This is a genomic window from Cellulomonas sp. KU4C, assembly GCF_056868065.1.
Window position 1 is genome coordinate 1,852,100 of sequence record NZ_CP200322.1, and the last position, 21,345, is coordinate 1,873,444.

Genomic DNA, 21,345 nt, shown 5'->3' on the forward strand with positions numbered 1-21,345 from the left:
GATGGCCGACGTCGCCGTCCGCAGCACCCGCACCCGGCGCGCCCGCTGGTGGGCCGACATCGGCTGGAAGTACCCGGTCGCGGTCGTCATCGTGTTCTACGCCGCGTTCCCGCTGGTCTACGCGCTGTCCGCGGCGCTGGACCCCGCCGGCTCGCTCGCCGGGTCGAGCAGCCTGTTCCGCCGGATCGGCCTGGACAACTTCGCCGCGCTCGGCGACACCATGTACTGGACGTGGGTCACCAACACGCTGCTGATCGGCGGCGTCGCGGCGTTCGGCGCGGTGCTGATGGGCGCCGCGGCGGCGTACGCGTTCTCGCGGTTCCGGTTCCGGGGCCGGCGCGTCTCGCTGACCGCGCTGCTGATCATCCAGATGTTCCCGCAGACCATCGCGTTCGTCGCGGTGTTCCTGCTGCTGATCGCGCTGGGCAACGTGGTGCCGGCGCTGGGCGTGAACTCCCGGGTCGCGCTGATCTGCGTCTACCTGGGCGGGGCGCTCGGGGCGAACACGTTCCTCATGTACGGGTTCTTCAACTCCGTGCCCCGTGAGATCGACGAGGCCGCCCGGATCGACGGTGCGAGCCACGCGCAGATCTACTGGCGGCTCATCATGCCGCTGGTGACCCCGATCCTCGCCGTGGTCGCGCTGCTGGCCTTCATCTCCGCGTTCGGCGACTTCATCCTCGCCCGCATCGTGCTGACCAGCGAGGAGAACTGGACCCTCGCGGTCGGCATGTACCAGTGGGTGTCGAACCAGCTGACGTCGCGCTGGGGGCTGTTCGCCGCCGGCGCGGTGATCGGCTCGATCCCGGTGCTCGCGCTGTTCCTGTCGTTGCAGCGCTACATCGTCGGCGGGCTGTCCGCCGGCTCGGTCAAGGGCTGACCCGCCCGCCGCACCACCGCACGGCACGACCCCGGGGCGCTCGGTGCGCCCCGGGGCGATCCACCACGACCGGAAGGACACGTCAGTGACGACGAGACCACGACGACGGACGGCCCTGGGTGTCACCGCCCTGGCCGCGGTGCTGGCCCTGGCGGCCACCAGCGGAGCCACGACCGGGGCCGCCGGTGCCGCGGCCGCAGTGCCCGAGCCGGTCCCGGCGGGCATCACGGTGCCGCGCGTCGACGGGATGGGCCCGGACTGGATCAACGGCGCCGACTTCTCGAGCGTGCTGTCGCTCGAGGAGTCCGGGGTGGTGTTCCGGGACTTCGGCGGCCAGCCGGCCGACCTGTTCGAGGTCCTCGCGGACAACGGCGTGAACTGGGCGCGGATCCGCGTGTGGAACGAGCCGTTCGCCAGCACCGACCCGACCCAGGGCTACGGTGGCGGGGACGTCGACGCGGCCCGCGCGGTCGAGATCGGGAAGCGGGCCACCGCGGCCGGCATGAAGGTCCTGGTGAACTTCCACTACTCCGACTTCTGGGCGCACCCGGGTCAGCAGGAGTCGCCGCGCGCGTGGCGGGGGATGGACCTGGACCAGCGCGTCCAAGCCCTGCACGACTACACCGCGCAGACCCTGCAGGCGTTCGAGGACGCCGGCGTCGACGTCGGCATGGTGCAGATCGGCAACGAGACCACGGGCGGCGAGGTCGCGGGCGAGTCCGGCTGGGACCGGACCGCGCGGCTGTTCCAGGCCGGGTCGCAGGCCGTGCGCGAGACCCTCGGGCCGGACGTCAAGGTCGCGGTGCACTTCACCAACCCGGAGCGCGCCGGGCAGTACGCGGCGGTCGCGAAGGCCCTGGACGACCGCGGCGTCGACTACGACGTGTTCCTCAGCTCGTACTACGCGTTCTGGCACGGCAGCCTCGCGAACCTCACGGCCGTGCTCGACCACGTCGCGACCACGTACGACAAGGAGGTCGCGGTCGCCGAGACGTCCTGGGTGCACACCCTCGAGGACGGCGACGGCTACCCGAACGCCGTCCGCACGGTGCCGACCGCCTACTCCGCGTCGGTGCAGGGTCAGGCCCTCGCGGTCCGGGACGTCATGCAGGCCGTCGCGGACGTGTCCGGCGGGCGCGGCATCGGCACCTTCTACTGGGAGCCCGCGTGGCTGCCGGTCGGCCCGCCGGACCAGGTCGACGCCAACCGCCTCCTGTGGGAGCAGCACGGCTCGGGCTGGGCGAACCCCGCCGCGCAGGAGTTCTACGACCCCGACGGCTCGCTCGGCGGGGTGTGGGCCGACGAGTACGGCGGCTCCGGCTGGGACAACCAGGCCCTGTTCGCGTTCGACGGCACGCCCCTGGAGTCGCTGCGGGTGTACGAGTACGCGCGGACCGGCTCCGTGGCCCCGCGGCAGGTGGACGCCGTGGAGCAGCCGCAGCTGACCGTCGCGGCGGGCGACCCGGTCGCGCTGCCCGGGACCGTCCGCGTCGCGTACACCGACGGGACCGCCGAGCAGCAGGCCGTGACGTGGCAGGGCGACCCCGCGTGGGTGCTCGGCCCGGGCGCCTACACGTTCGACGGCGTCACCGCCGACGGCCAGCCGACCACCGCCACGGTCACGGTGCTGGCCGACGCCTCCGAGGGCGCCAACCTCGTCGTGAACCCCGGGTTCGAGTCCGGCACCGCCCCCTGGACGGGCACCGGCACCGGGTACACGATCAGCTCGACGAACGACCCGTACGCCGGGAGCCGGTCGACGCACTTCTGGTCGGCGACGCCGTACTCCTTCACCGTCGAGCAGACGGTGCGGGACGTGCCGCCGGGGCAGTACCGGCTGTCCGCGCGGGTGCAGGGCGGCGACGCGGGCCCCACGGACACCGTGCGGGTCGTCGCGAGCTCCGGCATCTCGTCGGTGTCCGCCGACGCGCGGCTCCAGGGGTTCGTGAACTGGCAGCAGCCGCAGACCGCGCCGATCACGGTCGCGGCGGACGGCGTGGTCGTCGTGTCCGCGTCGTTCGACCTCAGCGGCGGCGCGTGGGGCACGCTGGACGAGGTCGCGCTGGTCGCGGTCCCCGCCCAGGCGACGGTCGACACGGCCGCGCTGCGGGCGCTGGTCGCCGAGGCCGACGGCGTCGACCCCGCCGCGTGGACGGCCGGCTCGGTCGCCGTGCTGGACGCGGCGCGCGACCGGGCGGCGTTCGTGCTGCGGGCGGCTGCGCCCGCGCAGGCGAGCGTGGACGGGGCTGCGGACCAGCTCCGCGCGGCGCTGGCCGGGCTCGTCGCCGCACCGACGCCGGGTCCGACGCCGGGTCCGGCCCCGACCCCGGGCCCGACGCCGACGCCCGCGCCCGCGCCCGGGGCGACGGCACCCACGCCCGGCATCGTCGCCTCGGCGACGACGCTGCGCCCCGGCCAGCCCGTGACGCTCACGCTGACCGGCCTGCCCGCCGGCGAGGTCGAGGTCGGGATCGCGTCCGAGTACCGCCGCCTGGCGACGGTGCCGGTCGTGGGCGGCACCGCCACGGTGACCGTGACGATCCCGCAGGACCTCGCCGCCGGCACGCACCACCTCCAGGTGCGCGACGCCGCGGGCACGCTCCTGGTCGAGCTTCCCGGTCACGGTCCTCGCGGCCGGCGGGTCGCTCGCCACCACGGGGGCGTCCGTCGGGCTCGCCCTCGCGGGTGCCGCCGCGCTGCTCGGCCTCGGGGCGGGCATGGTCCTGGTGCGCCGCCGGGCCCGTGGCTGACCGGCGATGACGGGGCAGGGGGTGCCGACGCCCGGCACGGGCCCACGGCACCCCCTGCCCGCGACGGGACCCGGCGCGCTGCCGGCGACCGGACCCGGCGCGCTGCCGGCGACCGGACCCGGCGCGCTGCGCCGTCCGGCCCGCGGCGGAGCCGTAAGGTCAGGGGTCGTGGACACGACCGCGCGACGGCGCCCGACCATCCGCGACGTCGCGGCGACGGCCGGTGTCTCCCGCGGGACGGTGTCCCGGGTGCTCAACGGCGGGCACTGGGTGTCGCCGGAGGCGCTGGCCGCCGTGCAGGAGGCCATCCGCACCACCGGCTACTCCGCGAACCAGCACGCCCGCAGCCTGGTGACCGGCCGGGCGAACTCGGTGGCGTTCCTGCTCACCGAGCCCCAGCACCTGCTGTTCGAGGACCCGACGTTCTCGATCCTGCTCCGCGCCGCCGCCGAGGCGCTGGCCGCCCGCGAGATGCCGCTGCTCCTCATGGTCGCGGGCACCCAGCAGGAGCGGCGCCGCATCACCGACTACGTCGCCGCCGGGCACGTCGACGGCGTGCTGCTGATCTCCTCGCACCGCGGCAACCCGGTCGTGGGGGACCTGCTGCGCCAGGGCGTGCCGACGATCGCGTGCGGCGAGCCGCTGGGCTACGAGGACCGGATCGGCTGGGTGTCCGCCGACGACCACGGCGGCGCGCGCCGGATGACCGAGCACCTGCTGTCCCGCGGACGCACCCGGATCGCGACGATCACCGGCCCGCAGGACACCCCCGGCGGGCTGCGCCGGCTCGCCGGCTACCGGGACGCGCTCGGCGACGCCTACGACCCGGAGCTCGTCGCGCACGGCGACTACACCCGCGCGTCCGGGCAGGCCGCGATGCGCGAGCTGCTGGACCGGCGGCCCGACCTCGACGCCGTGTTCGTCGCGTCCGACCTGATGGCCGCCGGCGCGCTGGTCGCGCTGCGCGACGCCGGCCGGACCGTGCCCGGCGACGTGGCGGTCGGCGGGTTCGACGACTCCGGCGTGGCCGCGACGCTCGAGCCGCCGCTGACCACGATGCGGCAGCCGTTCGAGCGGATCGCGGCCGAGATGATCCGGCTGCTGCTCGAGGTCGTCGAGGGCGAGGAGCCCGCGCGCATCACGCTGCCGACGTCGCTGGTGGAGCGGGCCTCGACCTGAGCGGGCGCGCCCGTCCACCGCCCGCGGCGCGGTCGGGTCGCGTAGGTTCGGCGGCATGGCCGACCGTCACGCGCTGATGCTGCTCGACACCGCGTCCCTGTACTTCCGGGCCTACTACGGCGTGCCCGACTCGGTGAAGGCCCCCGACGGCACGCCGGTGAACGCGGTGCGCGGGCTGCTCGACATGATCGCCCGCCTGGTGACCGACCACCGGCCCGACCGCCTCGTCGCGTGCTGGGACGAGGACTGGCGACCGGAGTTCCGCGTCGCGCTGATCCCGTCGTACAAGGCGCACCGGGTGGTCGGCGGGGCCGACGCCGCCGACGCGGCGCGGTCCGGCGGTCCCGACGCGGTGGAGGAGGTCCCGGACACCCTCGCCCCGCAGGTCCCGGTCATCGCCGACGTGCTCGCCGCGCTCGGTATCGCGCGGGCCGGGGCCGCCGGGTACGAGGCCGACGACGTCATCGGCACCCTGACCGCCCGCGAGGTCGCCCGGCCCGCGGGGGAGCGGTCGCCGACGCTGGTCGTCACGGGCGACCGCGACCTGTTCCAGCTCGTCGACGACGACGTCCCCGTGCGCGTGCTCTACACGATCCGCGGGATCAAGGACATCGAGGTCGTCGACACCGCGCGGATCCGCGAGAGGTACGGGGTGGACTCCGGCGCCGCGTACGCCGACATGGCCGTCCTGCGGGGCGACCCGAGCGACGGGCTGCCCGGGGTCGCCGGGGTCGGGGAGAAGACGGCCGCGACGCTGCTCGGCCGGTACGGCACGCTCGACGCGATCCGCGCGGCCGCCGCCGACCCGGGGGACAAGGGCCTGACCGCGACCCAGCGCCGCCGGCTGCTCGACGCCGCGGACTACCTCGACGTCGCCCCCACGGTGGTCCGGGTCGCGGACGACGCCGCAGTCGAGGTCACCGGCGGCTCGGGCGCGTTCGAGCTTCCCCGCGAGCCCGCCGACCCGGAGGCCCTCGTCGACCTCACCGCCCGCTGGGGCCTGGAGTCCAGCGTCCGCCGCGTCCTGCACGCCCTCGCCACCCGCTGACCCCCCGCACCCCCGCACCCCCGGGAGCCCCGGAACGCCGAGGGCGTACGAGACACCGCGAGGGCGCACTCCACGGCGTACGCCCTCGTGGTGTCTCGTACGCCCTCGCGGGCGCGGGGACGCCCTCGCGAGCCGGGGACGCACCGAGGGGGGTCACCGCCCCCCGGTGACCCCCCTCGTCCGCGGCCGGCGGGCCGCGGTGCGGTCGGACGGCGCCTGGATCACCCCGGCTCGTCCGACCGCCCCCTCGCGCGGGTTGCGGGTGCGGCCGACGGTCCCCCCGGCAGCCGGCCGCACCCCGCGCGCGTCCGGGCTCAGCGCACCCGCAGCACCCCCAGCGCGAGGGTCGGGGTGTAGCCGCCGTCGCCCGTGTACAGGGCGGTGACGGCGGTGGTCCCGCGGACGGCGGGCAGCGTGACCGTCGCCGTGCCGTCGGTCAGCGCGACCGTGGCGACCGGGCGGATCCCCGCCAGCACCGTGACCTTGCCGCCGGCGACGGGGCCGCCCTCGACGCCGGTCACCGTGACCGTCACCTCGGGGGTGGCACCGCGGGACACGGTCCAGGACGCCGTCTCCAGGGAGATGCCCGGGATCGCGGGGAGTACCCGGTAGGCGCGCTGGGTCTTCGACCCGGCGACGTCCGCGCTGCCCGTGTAGACGGCGGTCAGGGTGTGCGACCCGGCCTTGAGGTCCCGCGGCAGGGCGATCGTCGCGGTGGCGACGGTGCCCGCCCCGGCGACGAGCTCGCCGGTGGCGAGGACGGTGTCGCGCTCGCGGATCTCCACCGTGCCGGTGGGCAGCGCGCCCTGGCCGGTGACGGTCACGGTCGCGCTGACCTCCGAGCCGTAGCCGCCGGAGTTCTTCGACAGCGTGACCTTGGTGGTCGACCCGGCCTGCTTGACGTCGACGGTCACCGGCTCCGAGGTGGAGCCGGCCCACGCGCCGCTGTCCGGGGTGTAGACGGCCGTCAGCGTGTGCGTGCCGCCGCCCAGCCGGGCGGTGGCGGTCGCGGTGCCACCGGTGACCGGGGCCGTGGCGACCTCGGTCTCGCCGTCGCGGAACGACACGGTGCCGGTGGCCTCCGCCGGAGCGACGGTGGCGGTGAGCGTCAGGTCGGAGCCGACCTTCTTCGGGCCGGACACCGCGAGGGTCGTGGTGGTCGCGGTCGCGGCCGGCACGGCGACGTCGAGCACCTGGGCCCGGGTCGTCGGGTCGGCGTTGTGGCTGTGCAGCACCAGCAGCTGCGCGGGGGTCGCCGCGGTCGTGGACCGGTGGGTCGTGATCGCGGTGTCGTCGGCGCCGACGTACCAGAGCGTGTCGGGCGTGGCCGCCTCGAACCACAGCGGCGGGTCGTACGGGTCGACCGTGAACGGCTCGGTCGCGTCGACCTGCCCGCTCGGGTCGGCGGCGTACTGCGACAGCGTCCAGACCGTCACCTGCGGCTGCTGCCCCGGCTCCAGGCCGAGCGCGGCGATGCCGACGGGGGCGACCAGGACGGAGTTGTCGAACACCGTGGTGTCGACGTCGCCGAAGTAGCCGTTGACCGCCTGGATGTCGAGCGTGTCACCGGTGGCGTAGTCGAACGTCGCGGCGACCGTGACGTCGGTGGCGGCGCTGAGCTTCTGCACCACCGTCTGCGCCTCGGGCGTGCCGTCGCCGTCGACGTCCCAGTCGATGACCGGCCGGACGGCCTGGCCGAGCGTGGCCCAGTCCCCGTCGACGGCGATGCCGACGCCGAGGTACCCGTCCGCGGGGTCGCCGCCCGCCGCCGCGTGCTGCGGGGCGGTGGAGGCCCAGCCGGCCCAGCGGATGTCGCCGGACGCGACCGCGGAGTCGGAGGTGATGAACCCGGGGACCTCCTCGAGCTTCGGGGAGGTGGCGCCGAGGTTCAGCGGGGCGACCAGCGACGTCCAGCCGCCGGAGTCCACGCCGCGGCCCGACAGGGTGAGCGGGGCGGTGCCGGTCGCGGCGTCCGGGAACGCCAGCGGGTCGGCGGTGAGCTCGCTGACCAGGCGCGGGGCGGCCTGCACCGGGACCCGCAGCTCGGAGTCGCCGTCGGTGAGCACGAGCCGGCCGGACAGCGCCGCCACGTACTCGCGCGGCACGCCGCCCTGGGTGGCGGCCGACGTCGGGTCGAGCTCCCGCTCCAGGGTGGCCGGGTCGGCGGTGAGCGTCAGCGTGACCAGGCCCTGCCGGCCGGCGGGGACCGTCAGCGAGGCGGGCGAGGTGGTGACGGTCGCGCCGCCGGCGGTGGTCGCGGCCGCGAACGCGGTGTCGTACGTGACGGACTCCGTGCCCGTGTTCTGCACGGTGACCGTCTTCTGGACGGTCACCGGCGCGGAACCGACGTCGACGACGCCGAAGGTCACGGACACCTGGTCCGGGTCCTCGGAGGCGTACGCGAGCACCGTGTCGGCGACCGCGGCGCGGGCGTCCACCCGGCCGGAGCCGACCCGCTGCGGGCCGTACTGCTCGCCGGTCTGGCCGGGGCCGTTCCAGACGTCGTGCGTCGCGGTGTTCATGACCGCGGCCTTGACCTGGGCGGGCGTCCAGCCGGGCTGCGTGGCCCGGACCAGCGCGGCGATGCCGGCCACGTGCGGCGCGGACATCGACGTGCCGGACAGCGAGTGCGCGGCGTTCCCGGTCCCGGAGGCCGCCGAGAAGATCAGCGTGCCGGGCGCGGCGACGTCGGGCTTGGCGATGCCGAGCGAGCCGTGCGCCCCGCGGGAGGACCCGGGGTTGAGGGCGTCGCCGATCTCGTCGACCACGACGGTGGCGGCGAGCGACGGGCCGATGTGCGCGGTGACGCCGCCGGCCTGGATGGCCGGGAGCAGGGCCGCGGTGGACGAGGCGGTGAGCTGGGCGCCGGGCAGCGTGGCGTTGCCCGCGATGCCGGCCGAGAACACGGTCGACGTCGTGCCGATCAGCACGCCGGCCGCGCCGGCGGCCTCGGCGTTGTTCCACCGGGCGCCGCTGCCGCACGCGCGGGTCGCGTCGTCGTCGTCCCACCACAGGTAGGCGATGTTCCCGGCGAGCTGGGCGGCGTACTGGTCGAGGGGCGCGCAGCCGTCGACGCCGTCGCCGAGGTAGACCACCGGGGCGGTGACGTCGTCGGTGCCCGTGTAGGAGATCGAGTTCTGCGCGGACCAGGACTTCACCAGGGCGGGGTCGGGGGCCGCGGTCACCTCGACGCCGTCGTAGGTCTGCGGGCTGCCGACGGAGTTCGCGACGGTCAGCCCGGACGCTGCCGAGCCGGGGGAGCCGCCGACGTCCGTGATGTCACCGGAGTTGCCCGCGGACAGCACGGCGAGGACGCCGAGGTCGGACAGGCGGTCGATCAGCAGGTTGTCCGGGTCGTCCGACGGGACGGCCGAGGCGCCGAGCGACAGGTTGATGACGTCGAGGTGGTCGTTGAAGTCGCCGTCGCCGTCGGGGTCCGCCGCCCAGTCCAGGGCGAGGCCGGTCAGGTCGGTCGACCCGCCGATGTCGCCGAACACCTTGAGGCCGTAGAGCCCGGCGCCGGGCGCCGAGCCGGGGCCGACCTCCCAGTCGGACAGGTCGGTCAGCGTCGCGTAGTCGCCGCGGAACGTGGTGCCGTCCGCCTGGACGCCGTAGCCGGCGGCGGTGCCGGCGACGTGCGTGCCGTGCCCGGAGTTGTCCGAGGTGTAGAGGCTGTCGATCGGGTTGTCGTCCGGCGTGGGCGTGAGCGTCGCGCCGGGCAGCACCGAGTCGGGGTCGGCGTCGTAGAGGGGCCCGGCGAAGTCGTAGCCGCCGAGGTACTTGGTCGGGTCGTACAGGCCCTCGGGGACGGGCTGCGTGCCGTCCTCGCCGTAGGCCGCGGCGTACGCCTCGAGCGTGCCGGGACCGCCGAACGCGGCGTGGGTGTAGTCGATGCCGGTGTCGATCACGCCGACCCGCACGCCCTCGCCGGTCTGGCCGGTGTCCTGCCACACCTGCAGCGCGCGGGTGAACGCGTCGGAGGAGGAGTTGTCCGCGGTCTTCGACGTCACGCGGTAGACGGCGACCACGGAGTCGGAGCCGGCGAGGTCGCGGACCCGGGCGGCGTCGCCGGTGACGAGCGTGCCCGACACCAGGTTCGACAGGGTGGCGATCCGCTGCGGCTCGGCGGCCGCGGACCGGGCGCCGGGCTGCTGCTCCGCGGGGACGACCTGCTCGGCGACCTGCTCGACCTGCGCGGTGGCCTCCTGGACCGCCGCGGCGTCGCCGCCGTCCTCCGCCACGTCGAGTCCGGAGGGGGTGTCGAGCTGCACGAACGCGGTGACGGTGCCCTCGGCGTCCGCCAGGTCGGGTGCGACCTTGCCGGTGAACCCGCCCAGCACCTCGTCGGACGCGACCGGGTCGCCCGCGCCGAGCGCGAGACCCCCCGGCGACTGGGGTCGTGGTGGCTGAGCGGGGGCCGGGCCGACGGCGCCCGCGGCCCCTCCCGCCCCGAGCGTGGTGGTGGCGGCGAGCGCCAGGACGGTGAACGAGGCACGCAGGGAGCGACGCGTCATGGGGGATCCGTTCTTCGGGCAGGTCCAGACGGGCACCGCCACATGACTGGCCGTCATGGGATGGGTGACTGCGGGCTCACGGTACAAACTTCTGGGCGATTCGTCACGGTTTCCCCACACATTGCTCGCCCAGCGGGCGCACAGGCGTCGCTAGAGTGGGTGACGCGGGCCACACGCGATCCCCGGTCCGACGGCGTCGTCGGGCCTCGACCGCGCTCGTCACGCGCCGCAGGGGCTGCGGGGCCGCGACCAGCGGGTTTCCCGACCGAGCGGTCCGGGTGTGTGCATCCCGTGAAGGTCGGGCCGTGCCATCGTCACGGGATCTGCGCGTGACGGTCGCGTCCCTCGCGCCTGACGCCGAGGTCCGTTCCCTAGCGTCGACCCCCGTGAGTGACCGCATGCCCGCCGCGCGGGGCACGTCCCCCGGCCGGCACGCAGCTCCGCGAGGTCCCCTGGACCCGGCCTCCGTCGCCCCCTCCGCGACGGCGCTCACGCCGTCCGCGTCGAGCCCGACGACCCCGACCGAAGGTGCAGCCCCCGCTCTCGTGACGTCTTTCCCCTCCGCCCCCGGTTCCACCCCGCCCGTCGACGCACCGGCCACCCGCGCCCGCGGCCGGCGCGCCGCCGGTCCCGTCGACGCCCCGCGTCCGGCCGGGTCGACGCCGCCGCCCGCACCGTCGGGTCGCCGCGCCGCCCGCCTCGCCGACGCCGAGCGGGCCGCCCGCGTGGCCGCGGCGGCCCCTGCCGCACCTGCCGCTCCGACGGACCCCGCTGCGGTCGCGCTCCCCGTCGCCGTCGGCGACCTGCCGCCGGCCGCGCACGCGGTCGCCCGTGCCGTGCACGGGGCCGGCCAGGGCGCGGGCCACGTCGCCCAGCGCGGCTCCCACCGCGCCGACCCGGTCCCCGCCGCGCCCAACCGGGCCGAGCGCCGGCGCCGCCGGGAGCCGCGCCGCCGCGCGACCCGCGTCGCGCAGGGCGCCGTCGCGGTCGGCCTGGCCCTCGGCGTGGGCGGGTTCGCCCTCGCGCCCGTCGCCGCCGACCGCACCGCGACGACCGAGCAGCCCACGACGACCACCGACGCCGACACCGCCGCCCAGGGCCCGCGCCTCACCCCGCAGGTCGTCGAGGCCCGTCAGGCCGCCGTGGTGCTCGCGAGCTCGACGGTGCAGAGCGCCGACACCGTGAAGGCCGACGCGGTCGCGTCCGCCGTGCCCGCCGAAGCCGTGGCCGCCCTGACCACCGCGGTCGCCGACCTCGACACGCTCATCACCACGACGCAGTCGACCCAGCCCGCGCTGACCGCGCTGCTCCCGGCCCGGCTGCCCGCGCCCGTGCTCGCCGGCGACCGGCTCGACTCGGTGGCCGCAGCCGCCGCGTCCGCCGCTGAGGCGGACGCCGCGGCCGCGAGCGGCGCGACGTCGACCTCCGACCAGGTGAGCCCGACGGGGGGCGCCGGCGCCGCGCCCACAGCCGACGCCACCACCGGCACGGGCGACTCGTCGTCGGCGACCGCCGACGACACCGCCGCCGCACGCCTGACCGCGGCCTCGGAGCGGGTCGCCACGCTCACCGCCGAGCTCCAGGTCGTCACCGTGCAGACCCAGGAGGCCGCCGCGGCCGCTGCGGCCGCCGCCGAGAAGGCGCGCAAGGAGGCCCAGCGCACCTCCCTCGACTCCTACGACAACGGCCGGATCCCGGCGTCCGCGCTGGCGGACCTGGCCTTCGCCCCCGGCCAGCAGCTGCGCGCCGACGCCGCCGAGAGCCTCGAGCAGCTGAACGTCGCCTTCGCCGCCGCGTTCGGCCGGAACCTGGTCATCACCGACTCGTACCGGTCGTACAGCCAGCAGGTCGCCTGCCGCCAGCAGAAGGGCAGCCTGTGCGCGACGCCGGGTACGTCCAACCACGGCAACGGCACGGCCATCGACCTGGGTGGCGACGCCTACCGGTTCGGCTCGGACGAGCACGACTGGATGCTGGCCCACGCCGAGGAGTACGGCTGGACGCTTCCCTCCTGGGCGCGGGCCACCGGCTCGAAGCCCGAGCCGTGGCACTGGGAGTTCACGGGCTGACCCGGTCGGTCGGGCAGCCGGGTGCGCCCCGGCCGGGCTCGTCCTACCGTGGGGGCGCGGCGGCCGACCGGTCGCCCGACCCGTTCTCGTGAGGAGCCCTCGACATGCCCACACGCACCGCACGCACCGCCTGGAACGGCACCCTCGAGCAGGGCGGCGGCCAGGTGGAGCTCGCCAGCTCGAAGGTCGGCACGTACGACGTGTCGTTCCCGAAGCGCGCGGCCGACGAGGCCGGGGGCACCACGAGCCCCGAGGAGCTCATCGCCGCGGCGCACTCGTCCTGCTACGCGATGCAGCTGTCCGCCCTGATCGGTGAGGCCGGCGGCACGCCGGACGCCCTCGAGGTCACCGCCGACGTGACGCTGAGCCCCGACCCGGCCGGCGGTGTCCGGATCAGCGGGATCGCCCTGAAGGTCCGCGGCGAGGTCTCCGGGCTCGACGAGGCCGGCTTCCTCCAGGCAGCCCAGGACGCGAAGGCGACCTGCCCGGTGAGCAAGGCCCTGACCGGCACCGAGATCACGCTGGACGCCGCGCTCGACTGAGCCGCGCCGCGCACCACACCGCACCACGCCGACGCCCCCGCCGCCCGTCCCCTCGGGTGCCGGGGGCGTCGCTCGTCCGCCCCGCCCGCGCCCGTCCCCGTCCCGCCGCCCACGCCCCGCCGCCCGCGTGCTGGACGCCGTCGCCCGCGCGCGCAGCGGCGGTGGAACACTGGCCGCGTGTCGACCGCCACGTCCCTTCCCCCGGGCGGCAGCCCCGCCACCGGCCCCGACGCGCCCGGGCCGGACGCCGCCGAGCTGGTCCGTGCCCTGCGCGCCGCCGTGGCCGGCGGGGTCGACGACTCCGTGCGCCGCCGCGCCGAGTACTCGACCGACGCGTCCAACTACCGCGTGGTGCCGTCCGTCGTGGTGTTCCCGCGCGACGTCGACGACGCCCTCGCCGCGCTGGAGGTCGCCCGCGGGCTCGGCGTCCCGGTGACGTCGCGCGGCGGCGGCACCTCCGTGGCGGGCAACGCGGTGGGCACCGGCGTCGTGCTCGACTGGTCCCGGCACGTGAACCGGGTGCTCGACGTCGACCCCGACGCGCGTACCGCGCGCGTCGAGCCGGGCGTCGTCATGGCGGTGCTGCAGCGCGAGGCCGCGCCGCACGGCCTGCGGTTCGGCCCCGACCCCTCGACCCAGGCGCGCGCGACGCTCGGCGGGATGATCGGCAACAACGCCTGCGGCCCCCGGGCGGTCGCGTACGGGCGCACCGCCGACAACGTCCTCGAGCTCGACGTGGTCGACGGCCGGGGGCGGCGGTTCACCGCGGGCCGGGGGCTGGAGCCGGTCGCCGGGCTCGACGCGCTGGTCCGCTCCGAGCTGGAGGTGCTGCGCACGGAGCTCGGCCGGTTCGGCCGGCAGGTGTCCGGCTACTCGCTCGAGCACCTGCTGCCCGAGAACGGCGCCGACCTCGCGAAGGCGCTCGTGGGCACCGAGGGCACGGTCGTCACGCTGCTCGGCGCGACCGTGCGGCTGGTGCCCGTGTCCGCGGCCCCGGTGCTGGTCGTGCTCGGCTACCCGGACATGGCGACCGCCGCCGACGCCGTCCCCGCGCTGCTGGCCCACCGCCCGCTGGCGATCGAGGGGATGGACGCGCGCCTGGTCGACGTGGTCCGCCGCGTGAAGGGCGCGTCCGCCGTGCCGCCGCTGCCCGAGGGCGCCGGCTGGATGATGGTCGAGGTCGGCGGCGACACCCTGGACGAGGCGATGGACCGGGCGCGCGCGCTCGCCGCCGACGCCGGGACCCGCGCGGTCGGCGTCTTCCCGCCCGGGCCGCAGGCGGCCGCGATGTGGCGGATCCGCGAGGACGGCGCCGGGCTGGGCGGCCGCACGCCGTCGGGGGAGCAGGCCTGGCCCGGGTTCGAGGACTCCGCGGTCCCGCCGGAGCGGCTCGGCGCGTACCTGCGCGACCTCGAGGCGCTGATGGCGCAGCACCGGGTCGACGGGCTCGCCTACGGCCACTTCGGCGACGGCTGCGTGCACCTGCGGCTCGACATCCCGCTGGAGCGGTCGGGCGACCCGCTGCGGGCGTTCATGTCCGACGCGGCGCACCTGGTCGCGTCCCACGGCGGCTCGCTGTCGGGGGAGCACGGCGACGGCCGCGCGCGGTCCGAGCTGCTGCCCGTCATGTACTCCGAGCGCGCGATCGGCGTGTTCGAGGCGTTCAAGGCCCTGCTCGACCCCGACGACCTGCTGAACCCGGGCGTGCTCGTGCGCCCGAACGCCCTGGACGCCGACCTGCGCCGACCGCACGCGCACCCGCTGCCCGCGGCCCGCGGCGGGTTCGCGTTCGAGCACGACGGCGGGGACTTCACGACCGCGGTGCACCGCTGCGTCGGCGTGGGCAAGTGCCGGGCCGACTCCACCGCGACCGGCGGGTTCATGTGCCCCTCGTACCTCGCCACCCGCGACGAGAAGGACTCGACCCGCGGCCGTGCGCGCGTCCTGCAGGAGATGGCGAACGGCACGCTCGTGTCCCGCGGCTGGTCCTCCCCGGAGGTGCACGAGGCGCTGGACCTGTGCCTGTCCTGCAAGGCGTGCTCCTCGGACTGCCCGGCCGGCGTCGACATGGCGCAGTACAAGGCCGAGGCGCTGCACCAGACGTACCGCGGCCGGCTGCGGCCGGTGAACCACTACGTGCTCGGCTGGCTGCCGCGGTGGACCCGGCTGGTCACCCGCGTCCCCGGCCTCGCGCGCCTGAGCAACGCGGTGCTCGGCGTCCGGCCGCTCGCGCAGGTCGTCCTGCGGCTCGGCGGCATGGACACCCGCCGGAAGATGGTCGACTTCTCGCCCGCGCCGTTCCGGTCCCGGGTGCGCCGCGGCGAGGTCGACGTGCGCCGGGGGAGCGCCCCGCCCGCGACCTCGGACGGCACGACCCTGTCGGTTACCGGCACGTCCGGGCGTCCGCCGGTGCTGCTGTGGACGGACTCGTTCAGCGACGCGCTCGCCCCGTCGATCCCCGTCGCTGCCGTCCAGGTGCTGCGCGCCGCCGGGTACGAGGTGATCGTCCCCGACCACGACGCGTGCTGCGGCCTGACCTGGATCTCCACCGGCCAGCTCGACGGCGCCCGCAAGCGGCTCACCCACCTGCTCGAGGTGCTGGGGCCGTTCGCGGTGAACGGGGTGCCGATCGTCGGGCTCGAGCCGTCGTGCACCGCGGTGCTGCGCTCCGACCTGCTGGACCTGCTGCCCGGCGACCCGCGCGCGGTGGCCGTCGCCCGCGCCACCCGGACGCTCGCGGAGCTGCTGACCGCTCCCGCGCCCGTCGGCCCGGGGGACCGGTGGCAGCTGCCCGACCTGTCGGACGTCACCGCGGTGGTCCAGCCGCACTGCCACCACCACGCGGTGATGACGTACACCGCCGACCGCACGCTGCTCCGGGAGGCGGGCGCGTCGTTCTCCACGCTGGCCGGCTGCTGCGGGCTCGCGGGGAACTTCGGGATGGAGGCCGGGCACTACGACGTCTCGGTGCAGGTCGCCGAGAACGCGCTGCTCCCGGCGCTGCGCGCGGCGGCCCCGGGGGACGTCCTGCTGGCGGACGGCTACTCGTGCCGCACGCAGGCGGACCAGCTCGCGGGCGTCCAGGGCGTCCACCTCGCGGAGCTCCTGGCCGCCCACCTCCCGTCGCCCGTCGACTCGCCCCCGCCGCACCAGCCGCCGCCCCCGCCGCCGAGATAGGACCTCCGCGCCGAGTCAGGGCCTCCGGACGCCCTGTCTCGGCGGCGGGGTCCTATCTCGGCGCACCTGAGGCGGGAGGCGCTCGGGGCGGAGAGGCGGGGCGGATTTGGCCCGGCGCGGGGCGTGGCGTAGTCTGGCCGCTGCCCAAAGACCGCAGGTCGTCGGCTCCCGTGCTCTCCCGCTTCCGCGGGGTGCGCCCGCGGGCCGCCCGAAGTCCCGCTCCGGCGGAGGCCCGCGCAGGTTGAGTTTCGATGGTCGTGCGTGAAGACGCACGTGCAACGAGCCCCGGCCTGCGCCGGGGCTCTTCTCGTGTTCGGGGTCGAGGACGACCGGCGGCACCACCATCGGAAGGATCGACATGGCGAGGCCGGACAAGGCAGCCGCAGTCGCAGAGCTCGCGGACCAGTTCCGCGAGTCGAACGCGGCCGTGCTGACCGAGTACCGCGGGCTCACCGTCGCGCAGCTCAAGACGCTGCGTCGGTCGCTCAGCGGAAACGCGAACTACGCCGTGGTGAAGAACACGCTGACCGCCATCGCGGCCAAGGAAGCCGGCATCGAGGGTCTCACCGACGGTCTCAAGGGCCCGTCGGCGATCGCCTTCGTCACCGGTGACCCGGTCGAGGCGGCCAAGGGTCTGCGTGACTTCGCCAAGGCGAACCCCGCGCTGGTCATCAAGGGCGGTGTCCTCGACGGGCGCGCCCTGACCGCCGCGGACGTCACCAAGCTCGCGGACCTCGAGTCCCGCGAGGTCCTGCTGGCCAAGGCGGCCGGTGCGATGAAGGCCAAGCTGTTCCAGACGGCTTACCTCTTCACCGCGCCCGCCTCGAAGGCCGTGCGCACCGTCGAGGCGCTCCGCGCCCAGCAGGAGACTGCCGACACCGCAGCCTGAGCCACCCCGGCTCACGCGCTCCCCACACTGCCCCCACCGGTCGCCGTGACCGGTGAGGACCGAACGGAAGGAACCGCCATCATGGCGAAGCTCACCACCGACGAGCTCATCGAGCAGTTCAAGGGCCTCACCCTCATCGAGCTTCTCCGAGTTCGTGAAGGCGTTCGAGGACGTCTTCGAGGTCACCGCCGCCGCTCCGGCCGCCGTCGCGGTCGCCGCCCCCGCCGGCGGTGCCGGTGACGCTGCCGCCGCCGAGGAGGAGAAGTCGGAGTTCGACGTCATCCTCGAGTCGGCCGGCGACAAGAAGATCCAGGTCATCAAGGAGGTGCGCGCCCTGACCTCCCTCGGCCTGAAGGAGGCCAAGGACCTCGTCGACGGCGCCCCGAAGCCCGTTCTCGAGAACGTCGCCAAGGACGCCGCGGACAAGGCGAAGGCCGCCCTCGAGGGCGCCGGCGCCACCGTCACCCTCAAGTGACCCGCTCCGGGGTCGGCGCGTCCGCGCGCTGACCCCGGGACGCCTCGCACGCAGGCCCGCACCCCTCGGGGTGCGGGCCTGCGTCGTGCGGGGGAGCGGTCGAGGTGGGGGTGCCCATACCACGGAGGTTGGACATCGCGCCAGGTCTGTACTACGCTATCGCTTTGCGCTGGCCTGTGCCCGCGACTCCGTATAACCCAGGCTCACCGGCATCGTAGTACGCGATGTCCCGGGGGGCCCGAGGCCGGGGGGTCGCGAACCGCCGGGACCCGCGCAGGGAATCTCGATCTGCTGGGAAGGACCCCTCTTGGCTGCCTCGCGCACCCCCTCCGACCGCTCCGAAGCCATCGCGAACCGCACCATCTCCCGCCGCGTCTCGTTCGCCCGGATCGACGAGCCGCTCGAGGTCCCGGACCTCCTCGGGCTGCAGACGGAGAAGCTTCGACTGGCTGCTCGGCAACGAGAAGTGGCAGGCGCGTGTCGCCGCCGCTCTCGAGCACGGCCGGCAGGACGTCCCGGAGACCGCTGGACTGGAGGAGATCTTCGAGGAGATCTCCCCGATCGAGGACTTCGGCGGCACCATGTCGCTGTCGTTCCGCGAGCACCGTTTCGAGCCGCCGAAGTACACGGCCGACGAGTGCAAGGAGAAGGACTTCACCTACGCCGCGCCGCTGTTCGTCACCGCGGAGTTCGTGAACTACACCACCGGTGAGATCAAGAGCCAGACGGTCTTCATGGGCGACTTCCCGCTCATGAGCGAGCGCGGCACGTTCATCATCAACGGCACCGAGCGCGTCGTCGTGTCGCAGCTGGTCCGTTCCCCCGGCGTGTACTTCGAGCGCACCGCCGACAAGACGTCCGACAAGGACATCTTCTCCGTGAAGATGATCCCGAGCCGCGGCGCCTGGCTCGAGTTCGAGATCGACAAGCGCGACAACGTCGGCGTCCGCGTCGACCGCAAGCGCAAGCAGAACGCCACGGTGCTGCTCAAGGCGCTCGGCATGACCGAGTCGGAGATCCGCGAGGAGTTCGCGCAGTTCCCGGCCGTCATCGACACCCTGGAGAAGGACCACGTCCAGACCCAGGACGAGGCCCTGCTCGACCTGTACCGCAAGATCCGCCCGGGCGAGCCGCCCACCGTCGAGGCCGGTCGCGCGCTGATCGAGAACTTCTACTTCAACCCGAAGCGCTACGACCTCGCGAAGGTCGGCCGCTACAAGCTGAACAAGAAGCTCGGCATCGACGTCCCCCTCGCGGACTCCGTGCTGTCCAAGGACGACATCGTCGCGGCGATCAAGTACATGGCCGCGCTGCACGCCGACGTCACGACCCTGCCGGGCACGCGCAACGGCGAGGCCGTCGAGGTCCGCGTCGAGACCGACGACATCGACCACTTCGGCAACCGCCGCATCCGCGCCGTGGGCGAGCTCATCCAGAACCAGGTCCGCACCGGCCTGTCCCGGATGGAGCGCGTCGTGCGCGAGCGCATGACGACCCAGGACGTCGAGGCGATCACGCCGCAGACGCTGATCAACATCCGCCCCGTCGTGGCCTCCATCAAGGAGTTCTTCGGGACGTCGCAGCTGTCGCAGTTCATGGACCAGAACAACCCGCTCGCCGGCCTGACGCACAAGCGTCGTCTGTCCGCGCTGGGCCCGGGTGGTCTGTCCCGCGACCGCGCCGGCATGGAGGTCCGTGACGTCCACCCGTCGCACTACGGCCGCATGTGCCCGATCGAGACCCCTGAGGGCCCGAACATCGGCCTCATCGGCTCGCTCGCGACGTTCGGGCGGATCAACCCGTTCGGCTTCGTCGAGACCCCGTACCGCAAGGTCGTCAACGGTGTCGTCACGGACGAGGTGCACTACCTCACCGCCGACGACGAGGACCGCTACGTGATCGCCCAGGCCAACGCGGCCGTGCGCGAGGACGGCCGGTTCGCCGAGGACCAGGTCCTGGTCCGCGTCAAGGGTGGCGACACCGAGGACGTCCCGGCCGAGGTCGTGGACTACATGGACGTCTCCCCGCGCCAGATGGTGTCGGTCGCGACGGCCCTGATCCCGTTCCTCGAGCACGACGACGCCAACCGCGCGCTCATGGGCGCGAACATGCAGCGCCAGGCCGTGCCGCTGGTCCGCTCCGAGGCGCCGCTCGTCGGCACCGGCATGGAGTGGCGCGCGGCGGTCGACGCCGGCGACGTCATCGTGGCCTCGAAGGCCGGTGTGGTCACCGAGGTGTCCGCCGACCTCATCACGGTCGCGAACGACGACGCCACCACGTCGACGTACCGCGTCGCGAAGTTCCGCCGCTCCAACCAGGGCACGTCCTACAACCAGCGCGTGCTGGTCGACCAGGGCGCGCGCGTCGAGGTCGGCTCCGTGCTGGCCGACGGCCCGGCGACGGACGAGGGCGAGCTCTCGCTCGGCCGCAACCTGCTGGTCGCGTTCATGTCGTGGGAGGGCCACAACTACGAGGACGCGATCATCCTGTCGCAGCGCCTCGTGCAGGACGACGTCCTGTCCTCGATCCACATCGAGGAGCACGAGGTCGACGCCCGCGACACCAAGCTCGGCCCGGAGGAGATCACGCGGGACATCCCGAACGTCTCCGAGGACGTGCTGGCGGACCTGGACGAGCGCGGCATCATCCGCATCGGCGCCGAGGTCTCCGCGGGCGACGTGCTGGTCGGCAAGGTCACGCCCAAGGGCGAGACCGAGCTCACCCCGGAGGAGCGCCTGCTGCGCGCCATCTTCGGCGAGAAGGCCCGCGAGGTCCGCGACACGTCCCTCAAGGTGCCCCACGGCGAGTCCGGCACGGTCATCGAGGTCCGCACGTTCAACCGCGAGGACGGCGACGAGCTGCCCGCCGGCGTGAACGAGCTGGTCCGGGTCTACATCGCCCAGCGCCGCAAGATCACGGACGGCGACAAGCTCGCCGGCCGCCACGGCAACAAGGGCGTCATCTCCAAGATCCTGCCCGTCGAGGACATGCCGTTCCTCCCGGACGGCACCGCGGTCGACATCGTCCTGAACCCGATGGGTGTCCCCGGGCGCATGAACGTCGGCCAGGTGCTGGAGGTCCACCTCGGGTGGATCGCCAAGCAGGGCTGGAACGTCGAGCTGGCCGAGGGCGACCTCAGCTGGGTCGACCAGGTGCCGGACATCGCGAAGTCGTCGACCCCGGGCGTGCCCGTGGCGACGCCGGTGTTCGACGGCGTGCCGGAGGAGACCCTCACCGGTCTGCTCGGCGCCACGCTGCCGAACCGCGACGGCGAGCGCATGGTCGGCGTCAACGGCAAGGCCCGCCTGTTCGACGGCCGCTCCGGCGAGCCGTTCCCGGACCCGGTCGCCGTCGGCTACATGTACATCCTCAAGCTCCACCACCTCGTGGACGACAAGATCCACGCCCGGTCCACCGGCCCGTACTCGATGATCACGCAGCAGCCGCTGGGTGGTAAGGCGCAGTTCGGTGGCCAGCGGTTCGGCGAGATGGAGGTGTGGGCCCTCGAGGCGTACGGCGCCGCCTACACGCTGCAGGAGCTCCTGACGATCAAGTCGGACGACATCCCCGGCCGCGTCAAGGTGTACGAGGCGATCGTCAAGGGCGAGAACATCCCCGACTCGGGCATCCCGGAGTCCTTCAAGGTGCTCCTCAAGGAGATGCAGTCGCTCTGCCTGAACGTGGAGGTGCTGTCCTCGGACGGCGTGTCCATCGACATGCGGGAGAACGACGACGAGGTCTACCGGGCCGCGGAGGAGCTGGGCATCGACCTGTCCCGCCGCCCCAACGCCGCCAGCACCATCGACGAGATCTGACGCCGAG

9 protein-coding genes and 3 pseudogenes are annotated in these 21,345 nt (G+C 74.6%); 10 read left to right on the forward strand and 2 right to left on the reverse strand.

Annotation, left to right across the window (positions count from 1 at the left end):
- Position 1: 1 nt before the first annotated feature.
- Together AC1VL8_RS08860 and AC1VL8_RS08865 are read left to right on the forward strand one after the other, a co-directional pair.
- Positions 2–880 (forward strand): sugar ABC transporter permease, encoded by an 879-nt coding sequence (locus AC1VL8_RS08860; protein WP_389225882.1) that lies wholly within the window; start codon positions 2–4, stop codon positions 878–880.
- A 247-nt stretch (positions 881–1,127) separates the two neighbouring features.
- Positions 1,128–2,414, forward strand: a pseudogene (locus tag AC1VL8_RS08865) (glycosyl hydrolase 53 family protein); the annotation flags it as partial.
- 35 nt (positions 2,415–2,449) lie between these two features.
- On the opposite strand, the gene AC1VL8_RS08870 reads toward AC1VL8_RS08865, so the two are convergent.
- Positions 2,450–3,313 carry a hypothetical protein gene (locus tag AC1VL8_RS08870; RefSeq protein ID WP_483074929.1) on the reverse strand — a complete coding sequence of 288 codons (864 nt, stop codon included), beginning with the start codon at positions 3,311–3,313 and terminating at the stop codon, positions 2,450–2,452.
- Positions 3,314–3,798: 485 nt separating this feature from the next.
- Here AC1VL8_RS08870 and AC1VL8_RS08875 point away from each other — a divergent pair, with 485 nt between their 5' ends.
- Entirely contained in the window at positions 3,799–4,809 is a 1,011-nt protein-coding gene (locus AC1VL8_RS08875) for a LacI family DNA-binding transcriptional regulator (protein ID WP_483074930.1), read from the forward strand.
- A 55-nt stretch (positions 4,810–4,864) separates the two neighbouring features.
- Positions 4,865–5,857 (forward strand): 5'-3' exonuclease, encoded by a 993-nt coding sequence (locus AC1VL8_RS08880; RefSeq protein WP_483074931.1) that lies wholly within the window; start codon positions 4,865–4,867, stop codon positions 5,855–5,857.
- A 314-nt stretch (positions 5,858–6,171) separates the two neighbouring features.
- Here AC1VL8_RS08880 and AC1VL8_RS08885 read toward each other — a convergent pair whose 3' ends face one another.
- A complete protein-coding gene (locus tag AC1VL8_RS08885; protein WP_483074932.1) occupies positions 6,172–10,371 on the reverse strand; it encodes a S8 family serine peptidase in 4,200 nt (1,399 codons plus the stop codon).
- 545 nt (positions 10,372–10,916) lie between these two features.
- Between AC1VL8_RS08885 and AC1VL8_RS08890 the strand changes: the two genes are divergently transcribed.
- The 6 genes and pseudogenes from AC1VL8_RS08890 to rpoB all read left to right on the forward strand — a co-directional run bounded on the left by AC1VL8_RS08890 (position 10,917) and on the right by rpoB (position 21,338).
- The gene (locus AC1VL8_RS08890; RefSeq protein WP_483074933.1) at positions 10,917–12,440 is read left to right on the forward strand and encodes a M15 family metallopeptidase; all 1,524 of its coding nucleotides are present in this window, start codon (positions 10,917–10,919) and stop codon (positions 12,438–12,440) included.
- A 104-nt stretch (positions 12,441–12,544) separates the two neighbouring features.
- Positions 12,545–12,982 carry an OsmC family peroxiredoxin gene (locus tag AC1VL8_RS08895; protein WP_483074934.1) on the forward strand — a complete coding sequence of 146 codons (438 nt, stop codon included), beginning with the start codon at positions 12,545–12,547 and terminating at the stop codon, positions 12,980–12,982.
- Between the two features lie 255 nt (positions 12,983–13,237).
- A complete protein-coding gene (locus tag AC1VL8_RS08900; RefSeq protein ID WP_483076217.1) occupies positions 13,238–16,159 on the forward strand; it encodes an FAD-binding and (Fe-S)-binding domain-containing protein in 2,922 nt (973 codons plus the stop codon).
- A 358-nt stretch (positions 16,160–16,517) separates the two neighbouring features.
- Positions 16,518–17,048 carry a 50S ribosomal protein L10 gene (gene rplJ, locus AC1VL8_RS08905; protein ID WP_389225903.1) on the forward strand — a complete coding sequence of 177 codons (531 nt, stop codon included), beginning with the start codon at positions 16,518–16,520 and terminating at the stop codon, positions 17,046–17,048.
- Between the two features lie 81 nt (positions 17,049–17,129).
- A pseudogene (gene rplL / locus AC1VL8_RS08910) lies at positions 17,130–17,523 on the forward strand (50S ribosomal protein L7/L12).
- 307 nt (positions 17,524–17,830) lie between these two features.
- Positions 17,831–21,338, forward strand: a pseudogene (gene rpoB / locus AC1VL8_RS08915) (DNA-directed RNA polymerase subunit beta).
- Positions 21,339–21,345 lie beyond the last annotated feature (7 nt).

What these genes read in the sequence shown, in the direction of transcription:
- AC1VL8_RS08895 (WP_483074934.1), top strand. Translation starts at nt 12,545, where the DNA reads ATGCCCACACGCACCGCACGCACCGCCTGGAACGGCACCCTCGAGCAG.
- rplJ (WP_389225903.1), top strand. Translation starts at nt 16,518, where the DNA reads ATGGCGAGGCCGGACAAGGCAGCCGCAGTCGCAGAGCTCGCGGACCAG.
- AC1VL8_RS08880 (WP_483074931.1), top strand. Translation starts at nt 4,865, where the DNA reads ATGGCCGACCGTCACGCGCTGATGCTGCTCGACACCGCGTCCCTGTAC.
- AC1VL8_RS08885 (WP_483074932.1), bottom strand. Translation starts at nt 10,371, where the DNA reads ATGACGCGTCGCTCCCTGCGTGCCTCGTTCACCGTCCTGGCGCTCGCC.
- AC1VL8_RS08860 (WP_389225882.1), top strand. Translation starts at nt 2, where the DNA reads ATGGCCGACGTCGCCGTCCGCAGCACCCGCACCCGGCGCGCCCGCTGG.